This is a genomic window from Chloroflexota bacterium (genome assembly GCA_016219275.1).
Lineage (GTDB): Bacteria > Chloroflexota > Anaerolineae > UBA4142 > UBA4142 > JACRBM01.
On record JACRBM010000007.1, the window covers coordinates 1 to 20,502 of the forward strand.

The window sequence follows — 20,502 nt, forward strand, 5'->3', positions numbered from 1 at the left end:
TGCTTGGCTTTTGGTCTGACCTCGGGGTCAGGTAGTGCGGTCGTTGATGTTCCAGTCTGAGACATGTTGATCTCTCCCTTGCCCCCATTATACAGTTAATTGTCAGGGAGAGTTGTACCACCCCATATTAGCACAGGGGGTAACAGTATATACTGATTAGAAGTATAGGTTTACCACTCGGATTAACCAAAAACATTATCGCCGATTCAAATTCGCGCCAAGAGTACTTTCCTGCTTGCGTTCTAAATTCATCTTGGGCTTTAATGTACCAGGGGCTTGGACCAGGAACCATGTCAATTGGATCTATTTTCATAGGGAAAACCTAGAGATGGATTTGAGTGCACACATTTTTTTCATCACGGCAAATGTACATGCGTGTGTCCGTACTTTTTCATCAAATCAACTGTCTCTTCAATCGGCAAGCCCGCCGCGACGCGACCATCGCGCCCGATCATCGTGTCCGATTTGAACAGCGAGTTGAGCACCGCTTCTTCCGTCGCTTCGACGACCGACCAAAACATATTGTTGATGATGTCACCCTGCTCGATAATTTGCTCGGCGGTGTAGGTGAGCGAATCGGCGAAATGTTTTTTGCGGCGCGTGGTGCTGAACGCGATGACGAAATCGCCGCTGGTGTTTCCCGTGTGCGAGCCAGTGCGCGCGAGTCCGTTTTGCGCGCGCATCGCGAGTCGCGTCAAGATGCGTTGCGAGCACGGCGCGTCGGTCGCGATAATGACGATGACCGAGCCGCCATCAACGACCGGTGAACCTTGCGAAGGTTTTGGAACCTTCGCAAGGGTTTTAATTTCCGGCGGATTTTCGGATTTGCGACGAAGCGGTTTGTAGCGTTCGAGTTCGCGCCCGACCGGTACACCGTCAATCATCAACTGCGGTCGCCAACCGAAATTCGTTTGCACGAGCACGCCAACCGTAAAGTCACCGAGTTTTTCCGGCAATTTGCGCGACGCCGTGCCGATACCACCCTTGAAATCGTAACACGTCATCCCGGTTCCGCCGCCGACCGCGCCTTCTTCGACCGGTCCGCCGCGCGCGGTATCAATCGCGTGAAAGACATGTTCGCGTTTGACGTGACGACCGCGAATGTCGTTGAGGTACATATCGCTCGTCTCGGCAACGACCGGACTGATGCCCCAGGTGTCCACGCCCATCGCCTCGTTGCGCGCGATGCTCCAATCAATCAAGGCATCGGCAACGCGCGGCACGTTCCACGTGTTCGTGAGCAAGATCGGTCCCTCGATAAAACCCATCTCGTGAATCTGTTCCGAGTTGGTCACTTCGCCGAAACCGTTGATCCGCAAAACCGCGCCGGTCACTTTTTCGAGGAACATGTCGCCGCCGTGCGTGTGAATCGCGGTAACGCCGGTGCGAATCGGTCCGACGCCGGGAACGAGTTTGCCTTCACCTTCGATGAGCGTCATGTGTCCAACGCGCACGCCGGCAACATCGGTAATCGCGTTGTAGCGTCCGGGCTTGACACGCCCGATTTTGATTCCCAGGTCGCGCGCGCGTGGTCGTGTGGTCAACTCAGCACATCTCCTTTTTGCCGGCATCCAGGTTTTTGCCCATGATGGTAATGTCCATCACGTCCCAACCTAGCCCCTGATAAAACTCGATCACGTCTTCGTTCTCGCGCTTGACGAGCAAATAACTCTTGAGACAACCCTTTGCCGCCATCCGTTTTTCAACTTCCGCCATCAATATTTTGCCAAGACCATTGCCGCGATACACGCGCGCAACTGCGAGATGATAAATGAGACCGCGCCGACCATCGTACCCGCCAAACACAGTGCCGATCAGTTTGCCATCATCCGTCGCGACGAGGAACAAGTCTGGGTCGCGCTGTAACTTTTTCGCGATCTCGTCGCGCGTATCCGAACGGCTGAGACCGATCCCAGGTGCGGAGTCTTGCCACAGTGCGAATGCCACGTCGTAGTCGTCGAGGGTGAATTCACGAAGTTCAATCACAAGTGAACAATGCCTTTCTCTGAAGAGTTGCCAACCCTGTTATTTCCAAGCGAACCGTGACCAGTATGTCAGAACGATTCCAATGGAGGTTATCACAAAGCCAACGCGATTAAGGATATATTCATTCTTTGTCAAAATATCTTTGCCCAGCCAAAACTTCCGCCACACTTGATTGTCCTTTGTCCGTGCGCTGTACATTGCGTTGGACATGGTCAGCATAGCAATTCCGACAAATGCAATCAATACGAATAGATAGGTCAGAGACATAGTTTCCTCTCATTGGGTTTCCCAAATTCGACAACTCTAAACAAGGCTTGATCTCGATGACTGCTAGAGAATCACCAGCGCCATATTATCGAAATACGCCGACACGCGCCGATGGTCTGCCCAGGAAACAAAGCGCACCGTCGCGTCGTACGGATCGTGATACGTCACGCCGCGATCACTCGCGGCGATGATGACGCTCGCGTGTTCGTACGGAACCAGCTTGACCGTTGTGCCATCCGCCAATTTCACCATCACCGGCGATTGGTACGAATCCTGCCACGTATGCCACCAAATCACCGCGCGACCGGCGCGCAAATGCGCGAGCAATGCGTCTTTGAATTCGTCGTAACTCTGTCCGTACAAAACCTGGGATTGGATGCCGAGCGCAGTCAATCCTTTTTGCAAACCTTGCGCGTACACGCCGTAATCGTTCAAGCCGCCATAATACGTCGGGTTCGTTTGCCCGCGAATTCCGTCAAAGGGATTCTCACTGCGCGGCATCACCGCGAGCAGTTGATCTTCGGTGATCGCGCCGCGCGATGCCATCGCCGCGGACGCTTCCTCGCAGGTGAGCGCCTGCTTTTGTCGGAAGAGCGGAACGCCGGTGATCCGCACCTCATTCGCGCCGGCGACCGGCGCGGCGCGCGCCGGTGATTTGCCCGGGAGCACGAGTCGCTGACCCGCGTAGATCATCCATCCATTTGGCAAATCGTTCGCCTGCGCGAGCGCGACCGTCGTCGTGTCGTGCCGCAACGCGATTTGCGCGAGCGTCTCGCCCGACTGGACGACATAGGAACGCGCCGACCCAGCCAAGGTCGGCGCAGTACGCGTTGCCGTTGTCGGAATCTTCAACGTCCAACCGGTGTAGATCAAACCATTCGCGGGTAAATCATTCGCAGTGGAGAGGGCGTCCACCGTCGTATTGAATCGCGCGGCAATCGAAAAAAGCGTATCGCCGGCGCGCACCGTGTAGAAACCGCTCGGCGTTGTCGCGGGCGCGGGACTCGCATTGCCGGCTGGAATTTTCAGACGCATCCCGGCGTAGAGCCAGCCGTCCATCCGAATGTTGTTCGCGTTCGCGATCGCTTGCGGCGTGACACCGTACGTCCGCGCGATGCTGGAAAGCGTTTCACCCCACGCGACGGTGTGTGTGGTGGGCGTGTCGGCGGAGACGTATCCCGGCAACACAAGCAAACAGAAAACCGAGAGCAGAACGATCGGACGAAGAAATTTTATTTCCATGACCGTCTGCGCAAAGATTCGTCGCCTAACTGCCAGTACTCTACGCCCGTTACACCGACGCGCGCAACCTTGCCCATGCGCGCCGCTTTCGAATGGAATTCTGGTAAACGCAAAACTCTCCGAAGCATTTGAGGCAATTCATCCTGTTGATCATTCTGCAGAGGAAAACAAAGGACGCCATATCGCGGATTTCGCAATGATCTGTTCCAAAAACCCAGGTCAATCATCGCCAAAGTCGGCTGACGCAGACTGCACAGGATTTCTGGCACTCGTTCATCCTTGATGACCCCACCCGGACGCAATTCGCGCAGACGTTGGACGGTGATCCATCGCGCGATCGGGATCAAGACTTCTTGATCAAAGAGCTGGTCATCGAGAATGATTTGGCTCACGCGGCAATCTCAAGCGGAATGTGATAACGCAAGCGCAATGATTCGGTTGCCAATTCGACTACTTCTTCAATCGCGGGGCGTCTCAACTCTGGATAACTTTTGAGCAATTGCTCAACCGAGTATCCTTTTGCCAACAAGGCGAGGACCGTGTCAATGGGCACGCGTGTACCCGCAAATGTTATTTGCCCGTGACAGATTTCCGGATCAATCACGATGTACTTGCCGATTTCCGTCCGACTCATTAAAACTATTCCTTTCGTTCAGCGTTTTCCGATTTCGATGTGGGCTGTCCCGGATTCATCGCCGCCATCGCGCGTTCCAATTTCTCGCGCCACGTTTGCGCGCGCGTCTTGGGCGCAGGCGGCGCGACGGATTCCGCCAACGGCGGCGATGTCGGTTCCGATTCCGGAGTCTCGAATGGCGGTACGAGTTCTTCCGGCTCGGATTGAAGCATCTCGAACGGCGGCGCGACTTCTTCCGGGCTTTGGTCTACAATCATTGTGGATTCATCGGATGTTGCAACGAATTCCGCTTCTGGCTCAAAGTCATCCGCCGGTGGCAACGGTTCACCGAGCGGTGTGCGAAATTCGTCGTACTCGCCGAGCGCCGCGGGTGGCATAACCAGCGTCGCGGTTTCGTCCAGGTCTTCGGGCGGGATGTACGATTCGATTTCGTCGCCCAGCACCGGCGGCGGAATCATGTCGGCAGCTGGCTCGTGCCCGACAAGTGGGATCGTGTCCGGCATCGCATCGTACTCTGCCGCGATTTCCGTCGGCATCCCGATGTCGCTGCGCGTTTCGCCGGTCGCGCTGTCCTCGCCGCCGTTCTCGCCCTCGACCAGTTTGTGCCACGCGCCGTCCATCCCATCGTCGGTGACGCCGTAATACACAAGCACTTTATCGCCGACGCGTTGCGCGAGATCATAGCGCATCTTGCCGCCGCGCTTGTGCGTTTTCCAAATGCCAATGTCGCCCGTCCATTGCACGTTCTCGGCTTTGACCGGATTTTTTTCGTGTTCCGAAATCGCGTACTGCCACAAACTGCGCGCGCTCGCAAGCGTCACATTTTGCACGATGCGGCTATTTCGCAAATCGCGCACGGAATAATAGTGCGTGCCTTTCCGCACATCGGACGCGACGATCTCCACCCCGGTGCGCGGCGCGGGCACGTTCGGTTGGACTTGCGCGGGATGCTCGACCGGCGGCAACGGTTCGCTCACCGGCGACGCGGCAAATTCGACCGCGAGGGATTCGCGCACGAGTTGCACGATCTCGTCACGCATCGCGAGCGTCGTTTCGTTTTCGGAACGCACATAGATGTGCGCGCCGTCGAGCGCGTACGGTACATCGCTGCCGCGCGGGACGATCATTTGCAGAACGGTCTTGCCCTGGCTCTTGAGCGCCTCGATTTGCGTGTCGAGCGGTGGATTGATTTGTTTCGAGATCGCGCTCTTCAAATCCGCGATGGCGTGTTCGACGCGTTCAACTCCGACGACGGGTTGGCGCGCGTGCGCGTTCGCGCCGATATAGATCGTGCCGCCGTTCGTGTTCGCAAGCGCGACGACATCCTGCAAAATCGCTGGCGCGACGTTGCGCTTGTCGAGCATTTTTTCGTGGAACGCTTGCACGAGCGTTTCGCCTTGTTCGCGCGCTTCGCGAATCGGGTCGAAGGGTTCTTCGGTCGCCGCGCGATACGGGCGCGTGCGCGAGAAATCGTTGCCGACGAACACGTCCTTGATCGCGTCGAACGAAACGTCGTCGAGCAAGATTTCGGTCGCGCGGTCGCCGACGCCCATCTCGTTTTTGAACTTGGCGTCGTAATCGAGTTTGTGCGCGTCGCTACCCTGGATGCAGTGCATCCGGCGCGGATATTCCGGCTTGATGCCGTTGAAGAACATCGCGGTGCGCCGCCGCGAACGCGATTCGAGATCGGTCACTTCGAGCGCGTGCAAATTCGAATCCTGGGTGTACGCGATGCGCGTCTGCCCGCCGAAATCGAACCCAGGCATAGCGACGCCGTGCGACGAATTCGCGTGCGCGGCAATGACGAGACCGCCGGCTTGGTTGACCATGCGATACGCGGTCAGTACGTCGGTCGTCGCGCCAACTTCGCCGCTCCCGTCGTCGAGCTTATCGGCGGGCACGTTGAGCGACATCAACAGATGATCGAGTTCGCGCACGGTCGTTTCGGGTTGGAAAATCGCGAGGATGTGAAAACCCAGCGTCGCGGTCAATTCAAAGCCGGGCAAGATCAACAGTTTTTCGCGCAAGCGACGATACTCGCCAAGTTGCTTGCGCTCCTCGTCGGTCATGCGATCCAAGCGCGCGAGTGTTTCGAGCGTTTCGACTTGTTGCAGAAAACGCGCGTAACCCATCACCGAATTGTGATCGGTGAACGCGACAATGTCGAGTCCCTTGTCTTCCGCTTTTTTGAGAAAGTCAAGGTACGATACGCCAGATTGTTTGTAATCGGCGGAGGCAGGTGTGTGCAAATGCAAATCCATTCGCCGCCACTGGCGTTGTGAAGATTTTTTGCGTTGAGGCATGTGTCCCTTCCTTGGGGAGAGTAGGCAAGTAAACCGGTAGACAGGTAAACAAGGAACCAGGCAAGCTATATGCCAGTGAACTTGTTTACTTGTATCCTTGGCTACCTGCACGGGAAGGGTTGCGCGAGGAGAACCGTGGCGAAAAAATCTCGCCGGAAATGCGCCCAGGGTGCGAGCGATGCAATGGTTGTCGCGACGCAAGTCGGCATGACTCGGCGACACAATCACTCGCGGAGGCGTCCACGCTTCGGCAAATGTGTCTCGTCTGTTTTGTAATGCGAGACGAAATCAAAAATCGAATCGAGACGCGCAAATCGAGCGCGTTTGGTCTCTCGTCTGGCGTAACCCAGTCCAGAGTACAGGCAATCGGAAATATAGTGCGCGATTGTCTGCGGGTGGATACAGTTTGTTCGGTTGTTAAGTGTGCCTCACTCCTCACCCCCTTCGCCCCCTCTCCCCTCTCCTGATTCTCCGAATCAGGAGAGGGGAGAGGGGGTTGGGGGAGTGGGGCGAGGTCACCCGTTCTTTTTCTTCGCGGTGCGCGGTGTTTTGTCTTTTGATTCGGTCGCCGGTTCTGCATCGCGACCATTACCGCTGCCGTTGCCAGGGGCAACGCGTTTTTCGCCGAGTGCCGCGCTAAAGACATCGGTCACTTGCTCGGCAAAGACAAAGTTCAAGTCTTTGCGAACCTGGTCTGGAAGTTCATCCAAATCTTTTTCATTACGCTTGGGCAAAATCACAGTTTTCAATCCGGCGCGATGTGCCGCGAGCACTTTTTCCTTGATGCCGCCGACCGGCAGCACGCGTCCGCGCAACGTAATCTCGCCGGTCATCGCGACATCGCTGCGCACGAGCCGGTCCGTCACGAGACTCGCGAGCGCGGTTGCCATCGTTACGCCGGCGCTCGGACCGTCCTTGGGCGTCGCGCCTTCGGGGACGTGGACGTGAATGTCGCTCTGCTCAAAGACTTTATTTTCGACGCCCAGTTCTTTCGCCTTCGAGCGGACGTACGACATCGCGGCTTGCGCGGATTCGCGCATCACGTCGCCGAGTTGCCCGGTCACCATAAAGCCCTTGCCGCCCGGCATGCGCGTCGCTTCAATGAATACAATGTCGCCGCCGACCGGCGTCCAGACCAGACCGGTTGCCACGCCGGGAATCGTCGTGCGTTCTGCGACTTCGGCGTAGAACCTGGGTTTGCCGAGCAGTTCGCTCACCTTCGCGGGCGTGATGATGACGGGCGTCTCTTTGCCTTCCGCGATGTGCGTTGCCACTTTGCGGCAGACCGAGCCGAGATTGCGTTCGAGATTTCGCACGCCGGCTTCGCGCGTGTAATCGCGCGCGATTTGGCGAATCGCGTCATCCTCGAACGCGATTTCTTCCGGCTTGAGTCCGTTCTCTTTCACCTGGCGCGGAACGAGATACCCTTTCGCGATGTAGAGTTTCTCGTCTTCCGTGTAACCGGAGAGGACGAGAATTTCCATGCGGTCGCGCAACGCGGGCTGAATCGAATCGAGCTGATTCGCGGTGCAAATGAAGATGACTTGCGAAAGGTCAAAGTCCACGTCGAGATAATGATCGCGAAAGGTTTTGTTCTGCGCGGGATCGAGCACTTCGAGCAGCGCCGACGACGGATCACCGCGAAAGTCTGCCCCGATCTTGTCCACTTCGTCGAGCATCATCACCGGGTTGCGCGATTCCGCACGCTTGAGCGATTGGACGATGCGCCCGGGCAACGCGCCGATGTACGTGCGGCGATGCCCGCGAATCTCGGCTTCGTCGTGCATGCCGCCGAGCGACATGCGGATGAACTTGCGCCCGAGCGCGCGCGCGATGGATTGACCGAGCGAGGTCTTGCCTACGCCGGGCGGTCCGGCAAAACAAAGAATCGAACCTTTGTAGGTGCGCGCCTCTTCGTCGCCGCCGCGTTCGAGACGCAGTTTGCGAACGGACAAGTACTCGAGGATGCGTTCCTTGACTTCCTTGAGGTCGTAGTGATCCTCATCGAGAATTTGCCGCGCGCGCGCAATGTCGAGATTATCCTGGCTCGTTTTGGTCCACGGCAATTCCACCAGCCAATCAAGGTACGTCTTGATGACGTGGTACTCGGCGGCGGCGGGCGGCATCGTCTTCATCCGCGCCAGTTCGCGTTTGGCTTCCTTTTCCGCTTCGGGCGACATTTGCGCCTCGGCAATTTTCTTCTCGTACTCTTTGGCTTCGACGGTCTGCTCGTCTTCCTCGCCCAATTCCTTTTTGATCTGCTTCATCTGCTCGCGCAGAATGTAATCGCGTTGCGATTTAGAGAGTTCGTCTTGTGCCTGGGTCTGGATTTTCTTGCCGAGTTCGAGCACCTCCAACTCTTTCGTCATGATCGCGTCGAGTTTCTTCAACTTGTCCGCGACGTCGTCGAGTTCGAGGAGTTCTTGCGCGTCCTTCAATTCCAAGCGCAACACATTGCCCGCGAGCGCGTAGACGAGTTGACGCGGGTCGTCAATGTTCATCACCGCCATCAACACTTCTTCGGTGAAATGCGAGGTCAGCGCGACAAAGCGCTTGAACAGTTCGACGGTGTTCGTCATCAACGCTTTGACTTCGACCGTCTTTTCGGCGTTCTCGGGCGCTACTTCGACACGCGCTTTGAGGTACGGTTCTTGCGCGGTAAACTCGCGGATGCGAATGCGCTCCATCGCCTGGACGATCAAACGCACCGTGTCGTCCGGCGCGCGCAAGAGACGTACGATAATGGCGGCAGTCCCGGTCCAGTACACGTCGTCCGGTCCGCCGTCTTCGATAGCAGAGTCTTTCGTTGTGACGAGACCGATAAGGCGACTGCCTGTTGTGACATCGTCCACCAAGCGAATCGAGCGCGCTTGACCGACACTGAGCGGAATCATCGTCAGCGGATAGACGACTGTGCCGCGCAATGGCAGAATCGGCAATTCCTCTGGAATCGCCGGGGATTTCGGTTCTTCTTCTTTTTCAGATTCGCGTTTACCGGTGAAAATGTGCATAGGTGGTTACGCTGATGGCGTGCGAATTAGCACGTGATGCTCTTCACGATGTTTGGGCAAGGTGATGTAGAGAAAACCGTTTTCGTACCGCGCGTCGATCCGGTCTTCGGCGAATGTGCCCGGCAAATAGACCGGCACGCGAAACTCACCGTACGGAATTTCGAGCAAGTGGTAACCGAGTTTCGATTCGCGGTCGAGCCGCGCGCCTTCGACAGTCAACGTGTGGTCGGTGAAGGAAATTGTAAAGTCCGCGGCGTCCATCCCCGCGATCTCCATTTTTACAATGACGGCTTCGTCGGTTTCGTAGACATCCGTTGCCGGACGCCATTCACGCGGGCGGGTTCGGTGTTCGCTTGGAAAATAGGCGTACAACATCTTGTCCATCTGCCGTTCAAATTCGTCCATTTCGTCAAACGCTTTGAGCATCGCTTGTCCTCAAAACGAGTCTGCCATTCATCCGTGATGGCGAAATCATTGTAGCACAGATGGGCGATTCTCTCAAGTTCAATTTTTCTTAAAACGCGCGGCGCGTGATTTGCTCCACCGGTCGCGCGGCGTTATAATCGCCGGCACTAGACAAAAGTAGTAGTGTTCAGCCATGCGAAGGTTTGAAGGCACATTGCGCGCGGAAGCGAATTGGTTGTTGTCGCGCGATTCCTCGCCAGAGTGATTGGCTACCTTCGCATGGCTGAACTGAATACCAAATGAGGTTTAGCATGGCACAACTAGCAATCATCGTTCATGGCGGCGCAGGCGATATCTCCGACGCGGAAGCCAAACCACATCGCCGCGGCGTCGCTATCGCCGCGCAAATCGGCTGGAGCGTTTTGCGCGCTGGTGGCTCGGCGCTCGACGCGGCGCAAGCCGCGATCATTTCGATGGAAGACGACCCAGCGTTCGACGCGGGGTACGGCTCGTTCCTCAATCGCGATGGCGTCGTCGAGATGGACGCAAGTATGATGGACGGACGCACACTCGACGCGGGCGCGGTCGCCGGCGTGCAACGCGTCAAGAACGTGATCGTGCTCGCGCGGCGCGTGATGGAAAGCGAGTACACGTTGTTCGTCGCGCGCGGCGCAGAAGAATTTGCGGTCGCGCACGGGATCGCGCTCGTTGAGAACGAAACGCTACGCTCGCCCGCACAGATCGAAATTTGGAAGGAGTGTCAGAGAAATTCATCGGCGCGCGATACGACCCAGGATGTCGCGCCGCGAAACGGCGGCACCGTCGGATGCGTCGCGGTGGATCGCGCGGGAAATATCGCGGCGGGCACTTGTACCGGCGGGATGAAATTCAAGCCCGCGGGTCGCGTCGGCGATTCGCCGATTGTCGGCGCGGGCACGTACGCGGACAATTTGCTCGGCGGCGCGTCGGCAACCGGCTGGGGCGAAGCGATCACGCGTGTCGTGCTCGCCAAGTTCGCGGTGGACGCACTCGCCGGCAACCGCGAACCGAACGTGGTTGCCAAGACAGCAATCGAATATCTCGCCCAACGCGTCGGCGGCACCGGTGGCATCATCCTCGCTGACCGAGAGGGGCGCGTCGGCTTGGCATACAATACGTCGCGTATGGCGCGGGCGTGGATCACCGAATCAAGCCCCCAAATCATCGCCGAGTGCTAGTGGTTGTCATAAAATAAATGAGAGATTGTTAAAGCACGCTAGTCAGTTGCAAAGAAATCACAAAAAAGTATTGACTTGGCTTGTTTATTGTCATATAATCTCTGACAGAGGCGGGGTTGCTCCTGTCTCAATTTTATTGTTTACCACAGGGTTGACAAGGGCTGTCGGATAATCTAGTGGTTGATGGTGTTGGCGGAATGGTGAAAAAGGCAACAAAGGCGAAAACTGAAAAACAAGTGAAAGGCGCGATTGGGCGCGACGAAAAGCGACCGCGTTCGCAAGCGGCGCAGACTTTGCGCGCCGCGTTGGCGCGCCTTAAAACTCCGCCCGCGCCCGGCTCACCGCTCGATGAAGAATCCACGCTTGCGGAAGAGTTGATCAAAAAAGGCAAAGATCAAGGTTATTTGACCCAGGATGATATCCTGGTGCTCTTCCCGGAAGCCGAGTCGAGTCTCGAGCAACTCGAAGAAATGTACATCGTTCTCTTTGACGAGGGGATCCCGGTCGTTGAGGCGGAAAAGGCGCACGACGAAGCCGATGCCAAAGCAGAGGAACCGAAAGAAGATTTCGATCTCAGCGCGATCGGCATTGACGATACCGTTTCACTGTACCTCAAAGAAATTTCGCGCATTCCTTTGCTGACGGCAGAACAAGAAGTGGAATATGCGCGCGGGATGGAAACGGGCAAACGCGCGCGCTATCGTTTGACCAAGAATCATGTCCAAAACGGCGAACGCGCGCGCCTTGAGCAAAAGATTCGCGAGGGCGATCTGTATCGCCAGAAACTGATCAAAGCCAACTTTCGTCTCGTCGTTTCCATCGCGAAAAAATATATCGGGCGCGGCGTGTCGTTCCTCGACCTGATTCAAGAAGGCAACATCGGTTTGATTCGCGCGGTCGAAAAGTTCGATCACCATCGCGGTTTCAAGTTTTCGACGTATGCGACGTGGTGGATTCGCCAGGCGATCACGCGCGCGATTGCGGACCAAGGACGTACGATTCGCGTGCCGGTGCACATGTGCGAGCGCATCAACAAACTGACGCGCGTCTCGCGCCAACTCGTGCAAGAACTGGGTCGCGAGCCAACGAGCGACGAGATCGCGAAAGAGTTGAACACCACCTCGCGCAAGGTCGAGCGCATCATCAAGATTTCGCAGCGCCCATTGTCGCTCGAAATGCCGGTCGGCGAAGAACAAGATTCGCACCTCGGCGATTTCATCCCGGATGAAATGACGCTGGGTCCGACGGACGCGGCATCGCACCAACTGTTGCGCGAGCAGATGGAAGAAATTCTCACATCGCTCAGCCCGCGCGAGGGACGCGTGCTTCAACTGCGTTTCGGTTTGAAGGACGGCAAGGCGCATACGCTCGAAGAAGTCGGCAAGAAATTCGGCGTGACGCGCGAGCGCATTCGGCAGATCGAAGCCAAGGCGCTCCGCAAATTGCGCCATCCATCGCGATCGCGCAAGTTGCGCGATTACCTGGAGTGAAATGTGAGACCCGCAGGGTTTTTCAAACCCTGCGGGTCTTTATTTGCGCCACGTGAACGCCGAGCGCATCAACCTTGACGACTGGGACGCGCAACGGAAAGGGTTCCCTCGCAAGATGGGCAACTTGCGCGGCTGGAATATCGTCTGGTGCGCACGCGCGGTCGCGGCGCAGACATCGGCAGGTGCACGCACCACAGCAACAATCGTTGAACCAGCCAAACGAGCACGCGTAGGTAGAAAGGCGCCGACTTGGTGCGACTCGCCATCGCCTCACGCGCAAGCTCTTCTCTTGCCAGTTCGCGCCGGAGATCGTTGAGTTGTTCTTCGCGAACAAGTTTCTCCATTTCGAGCATTCTATCCTCCTCCCCTAAAAATGTTGACCCTGAAACAATCAGCGACCGAGCAGGAATGTGTCCAACGCGCGCAGGGTTTCTTCGATGCGCGCCCGGTTGAGCGCGTAGCATTTCGCGCCGTCACAACGTCGTTCCGTGAGGTACCCGATCGCCACAAGTTGCATGAGGTGCCGCGATACCGCGGGCTGACTCAAGCCGAGCGCCTGGATAATGTCCTGCGAACGCGTTTCACCTTGCTCGGCAATGTGCTTTAAGATTCGCAAGCGGCTGTCGTCGGTCAGCGCGCCGAGACGCACGATGGCGTCCGCACGACTCAATGCCGGGGCTACGACTTGAGCGCCTTCTGGCACGCGCGCGCCAAAGACGACCCAGAATGTATTGCCGGCTTGATGTCTGCCGGTGTACGGACCGACATGCGCGCTCGGTACGAAAATTATCTGCTCGCTCTCTTCAAACGGTTTCTTCCATTTGTCATCGTCCAACGCGTGCCCCGTGACCCAGCGATATGCTTCGGGTCGGGTCATCGCGCTGAAATCGCCGTGCGCGACCGCTTGGAGTGCTTCTTGCAACATCGGCATAACGCGATCCCATTCTGGCGCGAGATATTTTTTCCACATATTTCGCAGATGGGATATGATCAATTTTTTCATCGCCGGCGGATTTGAAACATACTTGTACGCCTGGGTTTCGATCTCGACGTTCACTTTTTCAGCGCCAAACATCTGTCGCAAAAATTCCAAATAGGCATCCGCCGATTTGAGCGCCGCACGCATGTCTGGGATGGGAGCAATTCCTAGCGCACCGGTCTTGCCGTAGCCCGGCTTGCGCGCATAGATCTCCAGCATCTTGTCGCGCAGCGCGACTGGGCTAGTAGTTTGGAGATGTTTGAGGTAAGCCGGGAAGCTCTCCCAACTTCGGCGCGGCATCACGGCAAAATAAAAACCGATGATGACCAAATCATTCAAGCGACGCTCTTCCGGCGTCATGGCGTGAGCAGTGCGAATGACCCAGTCGCCCAAGCCCGACACATCCTCGACTTTGGTCAGCAACAGCAAACTGTGCAGCGCGTTCAACGCCGGTTCCAATCGGGCGCTGATGCGCGCGCGACTGGACAGGGTAAGGGATTCTTCGGGTGGAGGCATCGTATTTCCGCTCTTTCGACCAAGAGTTTCCACTTATGCTTATTATTCATTTAAGTGGATTACAGGCATAATATAGGCGATAATCGCCGGTTTGTCAAGGCGCGCAACCTTAAAGATTTGCGCGTGGGCTTGCGGAGCAGGGCAACCCCGTTTCGAGCGTGGAGTTGGATAGTACACCTTGAAAACCAAACGGGCGCGCGCGCCGCGGTTCAGGCTGGTTCAACGCACTTGGTTTAATCCCAGGGTCGCATAACCGTGCGCCGGGTTCGTTGACACGCGGCGTTAGGTCGTCTATAATCCGCTCAGATTGGAACTCATGCCGCGCGGTTCTGTGCGCCCTTTTCCCCAAACAATCCGCTGATTTGAACGGAGACGCGATGGCTTGAAAGAATGGATGTCCAAGGATACCCGTCTGATAGATTATCGAATGGAATTTGTTCTATGAATGAAGCCATCCGCACCCTGATCGTTGACGCGCATGCGCTGGTTCGCGCCGGACTCAAGGAACTGATCGCTCATCAAGCGCACATTGTCATCGTCGGCGAAGCCGGGAATCGTGACGATGCCATCGCGCTGGCAACGCAAACGCAACCTGAACTGATTTTGCTAGAATTCAACCTCGATGAATCCGAGCATCTCGACATCATTCCCGCGTTACTGGGTGTCGCACCGCACGCGCGCATTATCCTCGTTACCGCGATCAACGACCTGCAGGTGCATTATCGCGCGGTCCAAGCCGGCGTGATGGGTGTCGTGCTCAAGCATCAGCCGCCCCAGGTTCTCTTCAAAGCCATCACCAAGGTTCATTCCGGCGAGGCGTGGCTCGACCGCGCGACGATTGCGACGATGCTTACTCAAATGTCGCGCGGCAAACCGAAGGACGATCCCGATACGCAAAAAATCGCCAGTCTGTCTCAGCGTGAACGCGAGGTCATTACGATGATCGGCAAAGGTCTGAAAAACAAACAGATTGCCGACATGCTCTCCATCAGCGAAGTCACGGTGCGACATCATCTCACTTCAATTTTCTCCAAACTCGAAATTACCGATCGCCTCGAATTGATCATTTACGCGTACCAACATCACCTAGCCGATTTGCCGCACTAACCAGTTTGCAAATCACGCTCTCTTCCATCTGGGAGAGAGCGTTTTTGTTTTCCTGACTTTCAAAATCATTCGGCACAATTGTGCCGAGGTGTTGGGATATTTGCGCCCATTTCGAATCCATGAAAACTGGCGCGAGTATCTATCGCGAAAACGCTATCTGTACGATGCGACATGCGAGCGAGTCGCATAGAATACCTGCACATTACCATACTCTTCACGATGCAAATCGAACAAACTCGCGCTGCGCGTTTGGTACTCGTGAAAACAAAAAGGAGGAAAGAATGACCAAGACGACTATTTTCCGAGCACTGTTGTTGGTCGCCATCATACTGATCGTGTCCGTAACCTTCGTCTCTGCCGCAACATTTGTTTTGCAGATCACCGGTGCTGGGACTGTCAACGGCACGCCGGATGAATGGGGCACACCGGACGCAAGCAATCCTTATTACATTACCGATTTGTGCATTAATGGGGATTGCGTCAATCAACCGCGCGTCGGACGATTGTTCGCGCACTATACATGCGATAACGATATGGTGTATATGTACGTCGCGCCATTCACCGGTTTAACCTATACAACTGACGCGACGAATAACTTTCTGGCACAAAATACGTTGAGCAACATCCTGATGAATGACGCGCCACCCTATACGACGAACACGAATCAGAACCAACCGATCTGGCGCGATCTAACGCCGGCTGGCTCCGGTTTTGAGGCGGGCTATCCTTTCGCGCGCGGCGTCCCCGTGACGTTGACTGTGAATGCGATCATCAGCTCGACCACGGCTTCGACCAGCTTTCACACCTTCGGTATTCCCGGCTGTGTGCCCACCGCGGTGTCCCTCTCGAATCTGCGCGCCGAGGCGACGGGGGGATTCGATATCATGTTGAGTGGAATCGCCATCCTTGGATTGATCGGCGTTGCCGGCGTCGGACTGTTCGTTTGGCGTCGCACGCTGTAACACTGGAAACGCGACATCAACGCTCTCTTCACAGGAACTGCGGAGAGAGCGTTTTCATTCTTGGCAAGCGCAAATCAGGGACGGCACATTTGTACCGTTCCACCCAGTCGCGAGTGTCCATCGCGAAAACACTATTTGCACGATGCTCGAACCGAACCCTCCGTGTAGAATACGAGTATGCTGAATAAACTCGATGCTTCTGCGACCCAGGTCGCGTCTCAACTGCATAACACGGATCGCCGAAGTAAGCCACGGGTTGCGTGCGCTTACTCGGCGGTCGTGCGCGGGATCGAAACCCAGGGCGCGCGATTTCAAGAGGCGGCGCAAGTACGCAACCTGAGTGCGTCGGGATTGTATTTGAAATTGGATCATGCGCTGACGAATGGACGCGCCTTGTTCGTCGTGTTTTGGTTTTCCTCTCACGCGAACCAAGCCGATTCAGCCGGGCTTGCCGTACGCGGCACGGTCGTCCGCAACGAGATTCAATCCGATGGTTCGTGTGGCATCGCCGTACGCTTTCGCCAACATCGGTTCATCTGATCATTCCAACGAGCACTAGGTCGCTTGCAATATCCGCACGACGCGCGAATTGGCGCGTCGCGTTTTTTTTGCGAAAAACCGAAAAACCATTTGACGCCGCGCGTAACTTGTGTTATGATAATTGTGCAACCCGGCAACACCGAACTTTACTAAGGAGGTTGCGCGATGAAGCGTTTGTTTATCTTGGCGGCATTTGTCGTTGTGGCACTTGCCGCATCGGCGTGTACTCGAGACAAGCCGCCAGAACCAACACCCGTCCCGCCGACGCGTGTATCCGCCGCGCCGACAGCCGCACCAGGAACCGCTACCGCGCGCGAAGGCGAAGGCACGGTCACACCAACGCTGGTCATTCCCATCACCGAAACACCGATACTGCCGCCACCGCCACCGACATCGGTCGTCACCGTGACGGCAACCATTCCGGCAGCGACGCCTACACCCCTACCCAGTTCCGGCAGTGGTCCGACGACGTACACCGTCCAATGGGGTGATTGGTTGAGCAAGATTGCTCAAAAATTCGGCGTGACGAATCAGGAGATTCTTACAGCGAACCCCGGATTAAATCCGAATCGCATCTACCCGGGTCAGGTGTTAAACATCCCCGCCGCGGGCGGCAGTGTGCCGGCGCCGGCGAGCGCGTTGACGCCAACGCCAGTGGCTGGCGCAACACCGACACCCGTCCCCGTTTCACCTGCGGGCGGACCGACGACGTACACCGTACAGCGCGGCGACTGGCTTTACAGCATCGCACGCAAATTCGGCGTTACTGTCAGTGGTTTGCTCGCGGCGAATCCTGGCATTAACGCGAACTTTGTCTACCCGGGACAAGTACTGAATATCCCAGGCAGTGCCGGTCCCAATCCCGCGCCACTACCGCAACCAGGCGGCAATACGTACACTGTTCAAGTTGGCGACACACTCTTTTCGATTGCCGCGCGTTTTAATGTTACGACGTACGCGTTGCAAATCGCGAACCATTTGCCGAACCCGAATTTCATTTATCCGGGACAAACGCTCGTCATTCCGCGCTGACGATAGATTTTGAACAGAGAGGCGTTGCGCATGTACGCGCGCCTCTCTTTTTTGTTGGACGAGTCTGACAACTATGGCTGAAGAAATCCTTCGCAGTGAGTACCTCTATCGTGGACGCGTCGTCAAACTTCGACTCGATCAAGTCCGCTTGGCAAATCGGAGCGTCGTCGCACGCGAGATCGTCGAGCATCGCGGCGCCGTCGCAATGGTGCCGCTCGACGCGCAGAATCGCGTCGTGATGGTGCGGCAATATCGTTCCGCCGCCGCGCGCGAGATGCTCGAAATTCCGGCGGGCACGCTCGAAGACGGCGAAGACCCCGCGTTGTGTGCGACGCGCGAGTTGAAAGAAGAAACCGGCTATACTGCGCTCGAATGGCACGACCTGGGTTTTTTCTACTCCAGTCCTGGTTTCTCCACCGAGAAAATGACGCTGTATCTCGCGCGCCAATTGACCGCCGGGAATGCCTCGCCCGAAGACGACGAACTCATTCACACCGAACACATCCCGTTCGCCGAAGCCATCGCCAAAATCGAACGCGGCGAGATCCTGGATGGGAAAACGATTATCGGACTGTTGCGCGTGAAAAGTTTGCTAGTGCTCTAGTTGCCGAGTTGAATAGTTCAAATGCCACACAACTACCCAACTATGATTTACGGCGACAACGTGATCCTTCGTCCCTTTGAGGACTCGATTACTGACGAGGACGCGGCGCGCGTGTGGCGTTGGAGCCGCGACGAAAATTTGTTGCGTTGGGCAGGCGGCACACCGACCGACCTTACGCTCTCCGAATTTCGCGAGCATCTGCGCGGCGAACGCTTTCACGCGCCGACGAATCGCCGCGCGTTTTTTGTGCTCACGAACGACGGCGCATTGATCGGGCGCATCGGCGTTTTCGCGATTGATTGGCTGAATCGCGACGGCGAAATGGGCATCGTCATCGGCGAGCCGGTGAACTGGGGCAAACACTATGGACGCGACGCGATCAAAACACTCGTGCGGCACGTTTTCGCGACGACGTCGCTCGACCGCCTGTACCTGTTCACCTTCAACGACAATGTGCGCGCACAACGGTGCTTCGCCGCGTGCGGATTTCGCACCCTGGGTTCCGCGCGACGATTTTCGCCGGACGTGGGTGAGTACGATGGCGTCGAAATGGAATTGACCCGTCAGGATTTTCGGGAACGACGCTTCCCGGAAAATACGAATCTAACCTTGAGGATACAAAATGAGCGAACGTGATTTGTTGATGATCCCCGGACCGATCAACTTTGATCCCGGTGTTTTGCGCGCGATGAGCGCGCCGACCGCCGGACACACCGCGCCGGAATTTCTCGCGCGCTTTGGCGAAACGCTGGAGATGATGAAGCAAGTATTTGGCGCGCCGAGCGGAATGCCCTTTGTAATCGCCGGTTCCGGCACACTCGCAATGGACCTCGCAGTGTGCAATCTCGTCGAGCCAGGCGACCGCGTGCTCGTGCTTTCGACCGGTTATTTCGGCGAACGCATGGCGGCAATTGCCGAACGCTACGGCGCAGAAGTGACGATTGCGCGCGCAGAGGTGGGTGAGGTCATCGCGTTAAATCGCGTCGAGCAAGAACTTGGGCGCGTCAAACCAAAGATCATCACGCTGACGCACGTAGATACTTCGACCGGCGTCGCGATGGATGTGCGCGGCATCGCGAAACTGGGTCGTAAGCACGGCGCGCGCGTGATCGTGGATGGCGTTTGCTCGGTCGCCGGCATGGAATTGGAACAGGACGCCTGGGGCGTAGACGTTACGTTGACCGCGTCGCAAAAAGCGGTCGGCGTTCCGCCGGGACTCGCGCTCCTCGTCGCGTCGCCGCGCGCGCTTGAAACGTTCAAGGCGCGCAAGCAACCGGTCGCGAGCTACTATGCCGATTGGACGAGTTGGCTTCCGATCATGGAGGCGTACCTTGCGCGCAAGCCAGCGTACTTTGGCACGCCGCCGGTGAATTTGGTGTACGCGTTGCACGAAAGTCTGAAACAAATTCTCGCCGAGGGCATGGACAAGCGCATCGCGCGTCACAAAAAATTGAGCGACGCGTTCAAAGCCGGCGTCACCGCGATGGGCTTGAAGCAAGTACCCGTACGCGCGGACATCGCGGCGACGACGATGACCGCGCCGTACTTTCCCGCCGGCGCGGACGCGAAATTGATCGGCAAGATTCGCGAGCGCGGAATTGTCGTTGCGGGTGGCTTGCATCCCGCGATTCGCGATAAATATTTCCGCGTCGGGCACATGGGCGTCGTCAACGCGGCGGATATTTCCGCAACGCTCTCCGCGATTGAAGGCGCACTCCTCGCCGCTGGCGTCGAGTTCGACGAAGGCGCGGGACTCGTAGCAGCAGAAAAAGCGATGGTGTAGTTCAACCAGTTGATTTGGGCACAGGGTGGTTTCCCGCATCTTGAGTGATGAACATTATTCTCAAATCCCTTGTCGTGACGAGAACCCCTGCTTCCACTCACTGATGGAGCGATTGCTCTCCACCGCGCGGCGTGCCACTCATTGCCATCGAATTACTCCGCGCCAGATCAAGCCTCCGTGCCCAACGCACAGATAATCTATCGAGGCGAGTCTTCACGACTCGCCTCTTGTTTTTCCCCGGCAACCAACCACTCCGCCAAGGTCACAGTTACCTTCTCTTTTTCTGGGTGTTTCAGTGTGGCGCGCAGCGTGTGGCTAATTCGACAGTGTCAATTAGTTACCTCGCAACATGCGTTAACCTTCGCGTGTTTTGACAAACCGCCGATGTTAGTGTATACTAACATATAGAATTCAGCCAAACTCA

18 protein-coding genes are annotated in these 20,502 nt (G+C 56.6%); 9 read left to right on the top strand and 9 right to left on the bottom strand.

Features of this window, described 5'->3' with window-relative positions; translation table 11 throughout:
* Window positions 1-356 precede the first annotated feature (356 nt).
* The 7 genes from HY868_00750 to HY868_00780 all read right to left on the bottom strand — a co-directional run bounded on the left by HY868_00750 (window position 357) and on the right by HY868_00780 (window position 9,869).
* The gene (locus HY868_00750; GenBank protein ID MBI5300636.1) at window positions 357-1,571 is read right to left on the bottom strand and encodes a P1 family peptidase; all 1,215 of its coding nucleotides are present in this window, start codon (window positions 1,569-1,571) and stop codon (window positions 357-359) included.
* On the bottom strand, window positions 1,546-1,983 hold the full coding sequence (locus HY868_00755; protein ID MBI5300637.1) for a GNAT family acetyltransferase: 438 nt from the start codon (window positions 1,981-1,983) through the stop codon (window positions 1,546-1,548). Before HY868_00755 ends, HY868_00750 begins: the two co-directional genes overlap by 26 nt.
* A 333-nt stretch (window positions 1,984-2,316) precedes the next feature.
* Window positions 2,317-3,495, bottom strand: a complete 1,179-nt coding sequence (locus tag HY868_00760) for a LysM peptidoglycan-binding domain-containing protein (protein ID MBI5300638.1) — start codon at window positions 3,493-3,495, stop codon at window positions 2,317-2,319.
* Window positions 3,496-3,883: 388 nt separating this feature from the next.
* Complete coding sequence (locus tag HY868_00765) at window positions 3,884-4,129, bottom strand: DUF433 domain-containing protein (protein ID MBI5300639.1); 246 nt, start codon at window positions 4,127-4,129, stop codon at window positions 3,884-3,886.
* 5 nt (window positions 4,130-4,134) lie between these two features.
* Entirely contained in the window at window positions 4,135-6,432 is a 2,298-nt protein-coding gene (locus HY868_00770; protein ID MBI5300640.1) for a putative DNA binding domain-containing protein, read from the bottom strand.
* Between the two features lie 515 nt (window positions 6,433-6,947).
* Entirely contained in the window at window positions 6,948-9,443 is a 2,496-nt protein-coding gene (gene lon / locus HY868_00775; GenBank protein MBI5300641.1) for an endopeptidase La, read from the bottom strand.
* Window positions 9,444-9,449: 6 nt separating this feature from the next.
* A complete protein-coding gene (locus HY868_00780; GenBank protein MBI5300642.1) occupies window positions 9,450-9,869 on the bottom strand; it encodes an Hsp20/alpha crystallin family protein in 420 nt (139 codons plus the stop codon).
* Between the two features lie 290 nt (window positions 9,870-10,159).
* On the opposite strand from HY868_00780, the gene HY868_00785 reads away from it, so the two are divergent.
* Both HY868_00785 and rpoD read left to right on the top strand, forming a co-directional pair.
* Window positions 10,160-11,065, top strand: coding sequence for an isoaspartyl peptidase/L-asparaginase (locus HY868_00785; GenBank protein ID MBI5300643.1), 906 nt, complete (start codon window positions 10,160-10,162; stop codon window positions 11,063-11,065).
* A 197-nt stretch (window positions 11,066-11,262) separates the two neighbouring features.
* Window positions 11,263-12,555: an RNA polymerase sigma factor RpoD gene (gene rpoD / locus HY868_00790; protein MBI5300644.1), complete on the top strand. Its 1,293-nt coding sequence runs from the start codon at window positions 11,263-11,265 to the stop codon at window positions 12,553-12,555.
* A gap of 68 nt (window positions 12,556-12,623) precedes the next feature.
* Here the strand turns inward: rpoD and HY868_00795 are convergent, their stop codons facing one another.
* Window positions 12,624-12,908 carry a hypothetical protein gene (locus tag HY868_00795; GenBank protein MBI5300645.1) on the bottom strand — a complete coding sequence of 95 codons (285 nt, stop codon included), beginning with the start codon at window positions 12,906-12,908 and terminating at the stop codon, window positions 12,624-12,626.
* A gap of 38 nt (window positions 12,909-12,946) precedes the next feature.
* Window positions 12,947-14,050 (bottom strand): winged helix-turn-helix transcriptional regulator, encoded by a 1,104-nt coding sequence (locus HY868_00800; protein MBI5300646.1) that lies wholly within the window; start codon window positions 14,048-14,050, stop codon window positions 12,947-12,949.
* A gap of 441 nt (window positions 14,051-14,491) precedes the next feature.
* Here HY868_00800 and HY868_00805 point away from each other — a divergent pair, with 441 nt between their 5' ends.
* The 7 genes from HY868_00805 to HY868_00835 all read left to right on the top strand — a co-directional run bounded on the left by HY868_00805 (window position 14,492) and on the right by HY868_00835 (window position 20,078).
* On the top strand, window positions 14,492-15,157 hold the full coding sequence (locus HY868_00805) for a response regulator transcription factor (protein ID MBI5300647.1): 666 nt from the start codon (window positions 14,492-14,494) through the stop codon (window positions 15,155-15,157).
* A gap of 281 nt (window positions 15,158-15,438) precedes the next feature.
* Window positions 15,439-16,119, top strand: a complete 681-nt coding sequence (locus HY868_00810; GenBank protein MBI5300648.1) for a hypothetical protein — start codon at window positions 15,439-15,441, stop codon at window positions 16,117-16,119.
* A 177-nt stretch (window positions 16,120-16,296) separates the two neighbouring features.
* A complete protein-coding gene (locus HY868_00815) occupies window positions 16,297-16,659 on the top strand; it encodes a PilZ domain-containing protein (GenBank protein MBI5300649.1) in 363 nt (120 codons plus the stop codon).
* A gap of 165 nt (window positions 16,660-16,824) precedes the next feature.
* Complete coding sequence (locus HY868_00820) at window positions 16,825-17,691, top strand: LysM peptidoglycan-binding domain-containing protein (GenBank protein ID MBI5300650.1); 867 nt, start codon at window positions 16,825-16,827, stop codon at window positions 17,689-17,691.
* 73 nt (window positions 17,692-17,764) lie between these two features.
* The gene (locus HY868_00825) at window positions 17,765-18,295 is read left to right on the top strand and encodes an NUDIX hydrolase (GenBank protein MBI5300651.1); all 531 of its coding nucleotides are present in this window, start codon (window positions 17,765-17,767) and stop codon (window positions 18,293-18,295) included.
* 21 nt (window positions 18,296-18,316) lie between these two features.
* Complete coding sequence (locus tag HY868_00830) at window positions 18,317-18,931, top strand: GNAT family N-acetyltransferase (protein MBI5300652.1); 615 nt, start codon at window positions 18,317-18,319, stop codon at window positions 18,929-18,931.
* 7 nt (window positions 18,932-18,938) lie between these two features.
* On the top strand, window positions 18,939-20,078 hold the full coding sequence (locus HY868_00835; GenBank protein ID MBI5300653.1) for an alanine--glyoxylate aminotransferase family protein: 1,140 nt from the start codon (window positions 18,939-18,941) through the stop codon (window positions 20,076-20,078).
* Window positions 20,079-20,502 lie beyond the last annotated feature (424 nt).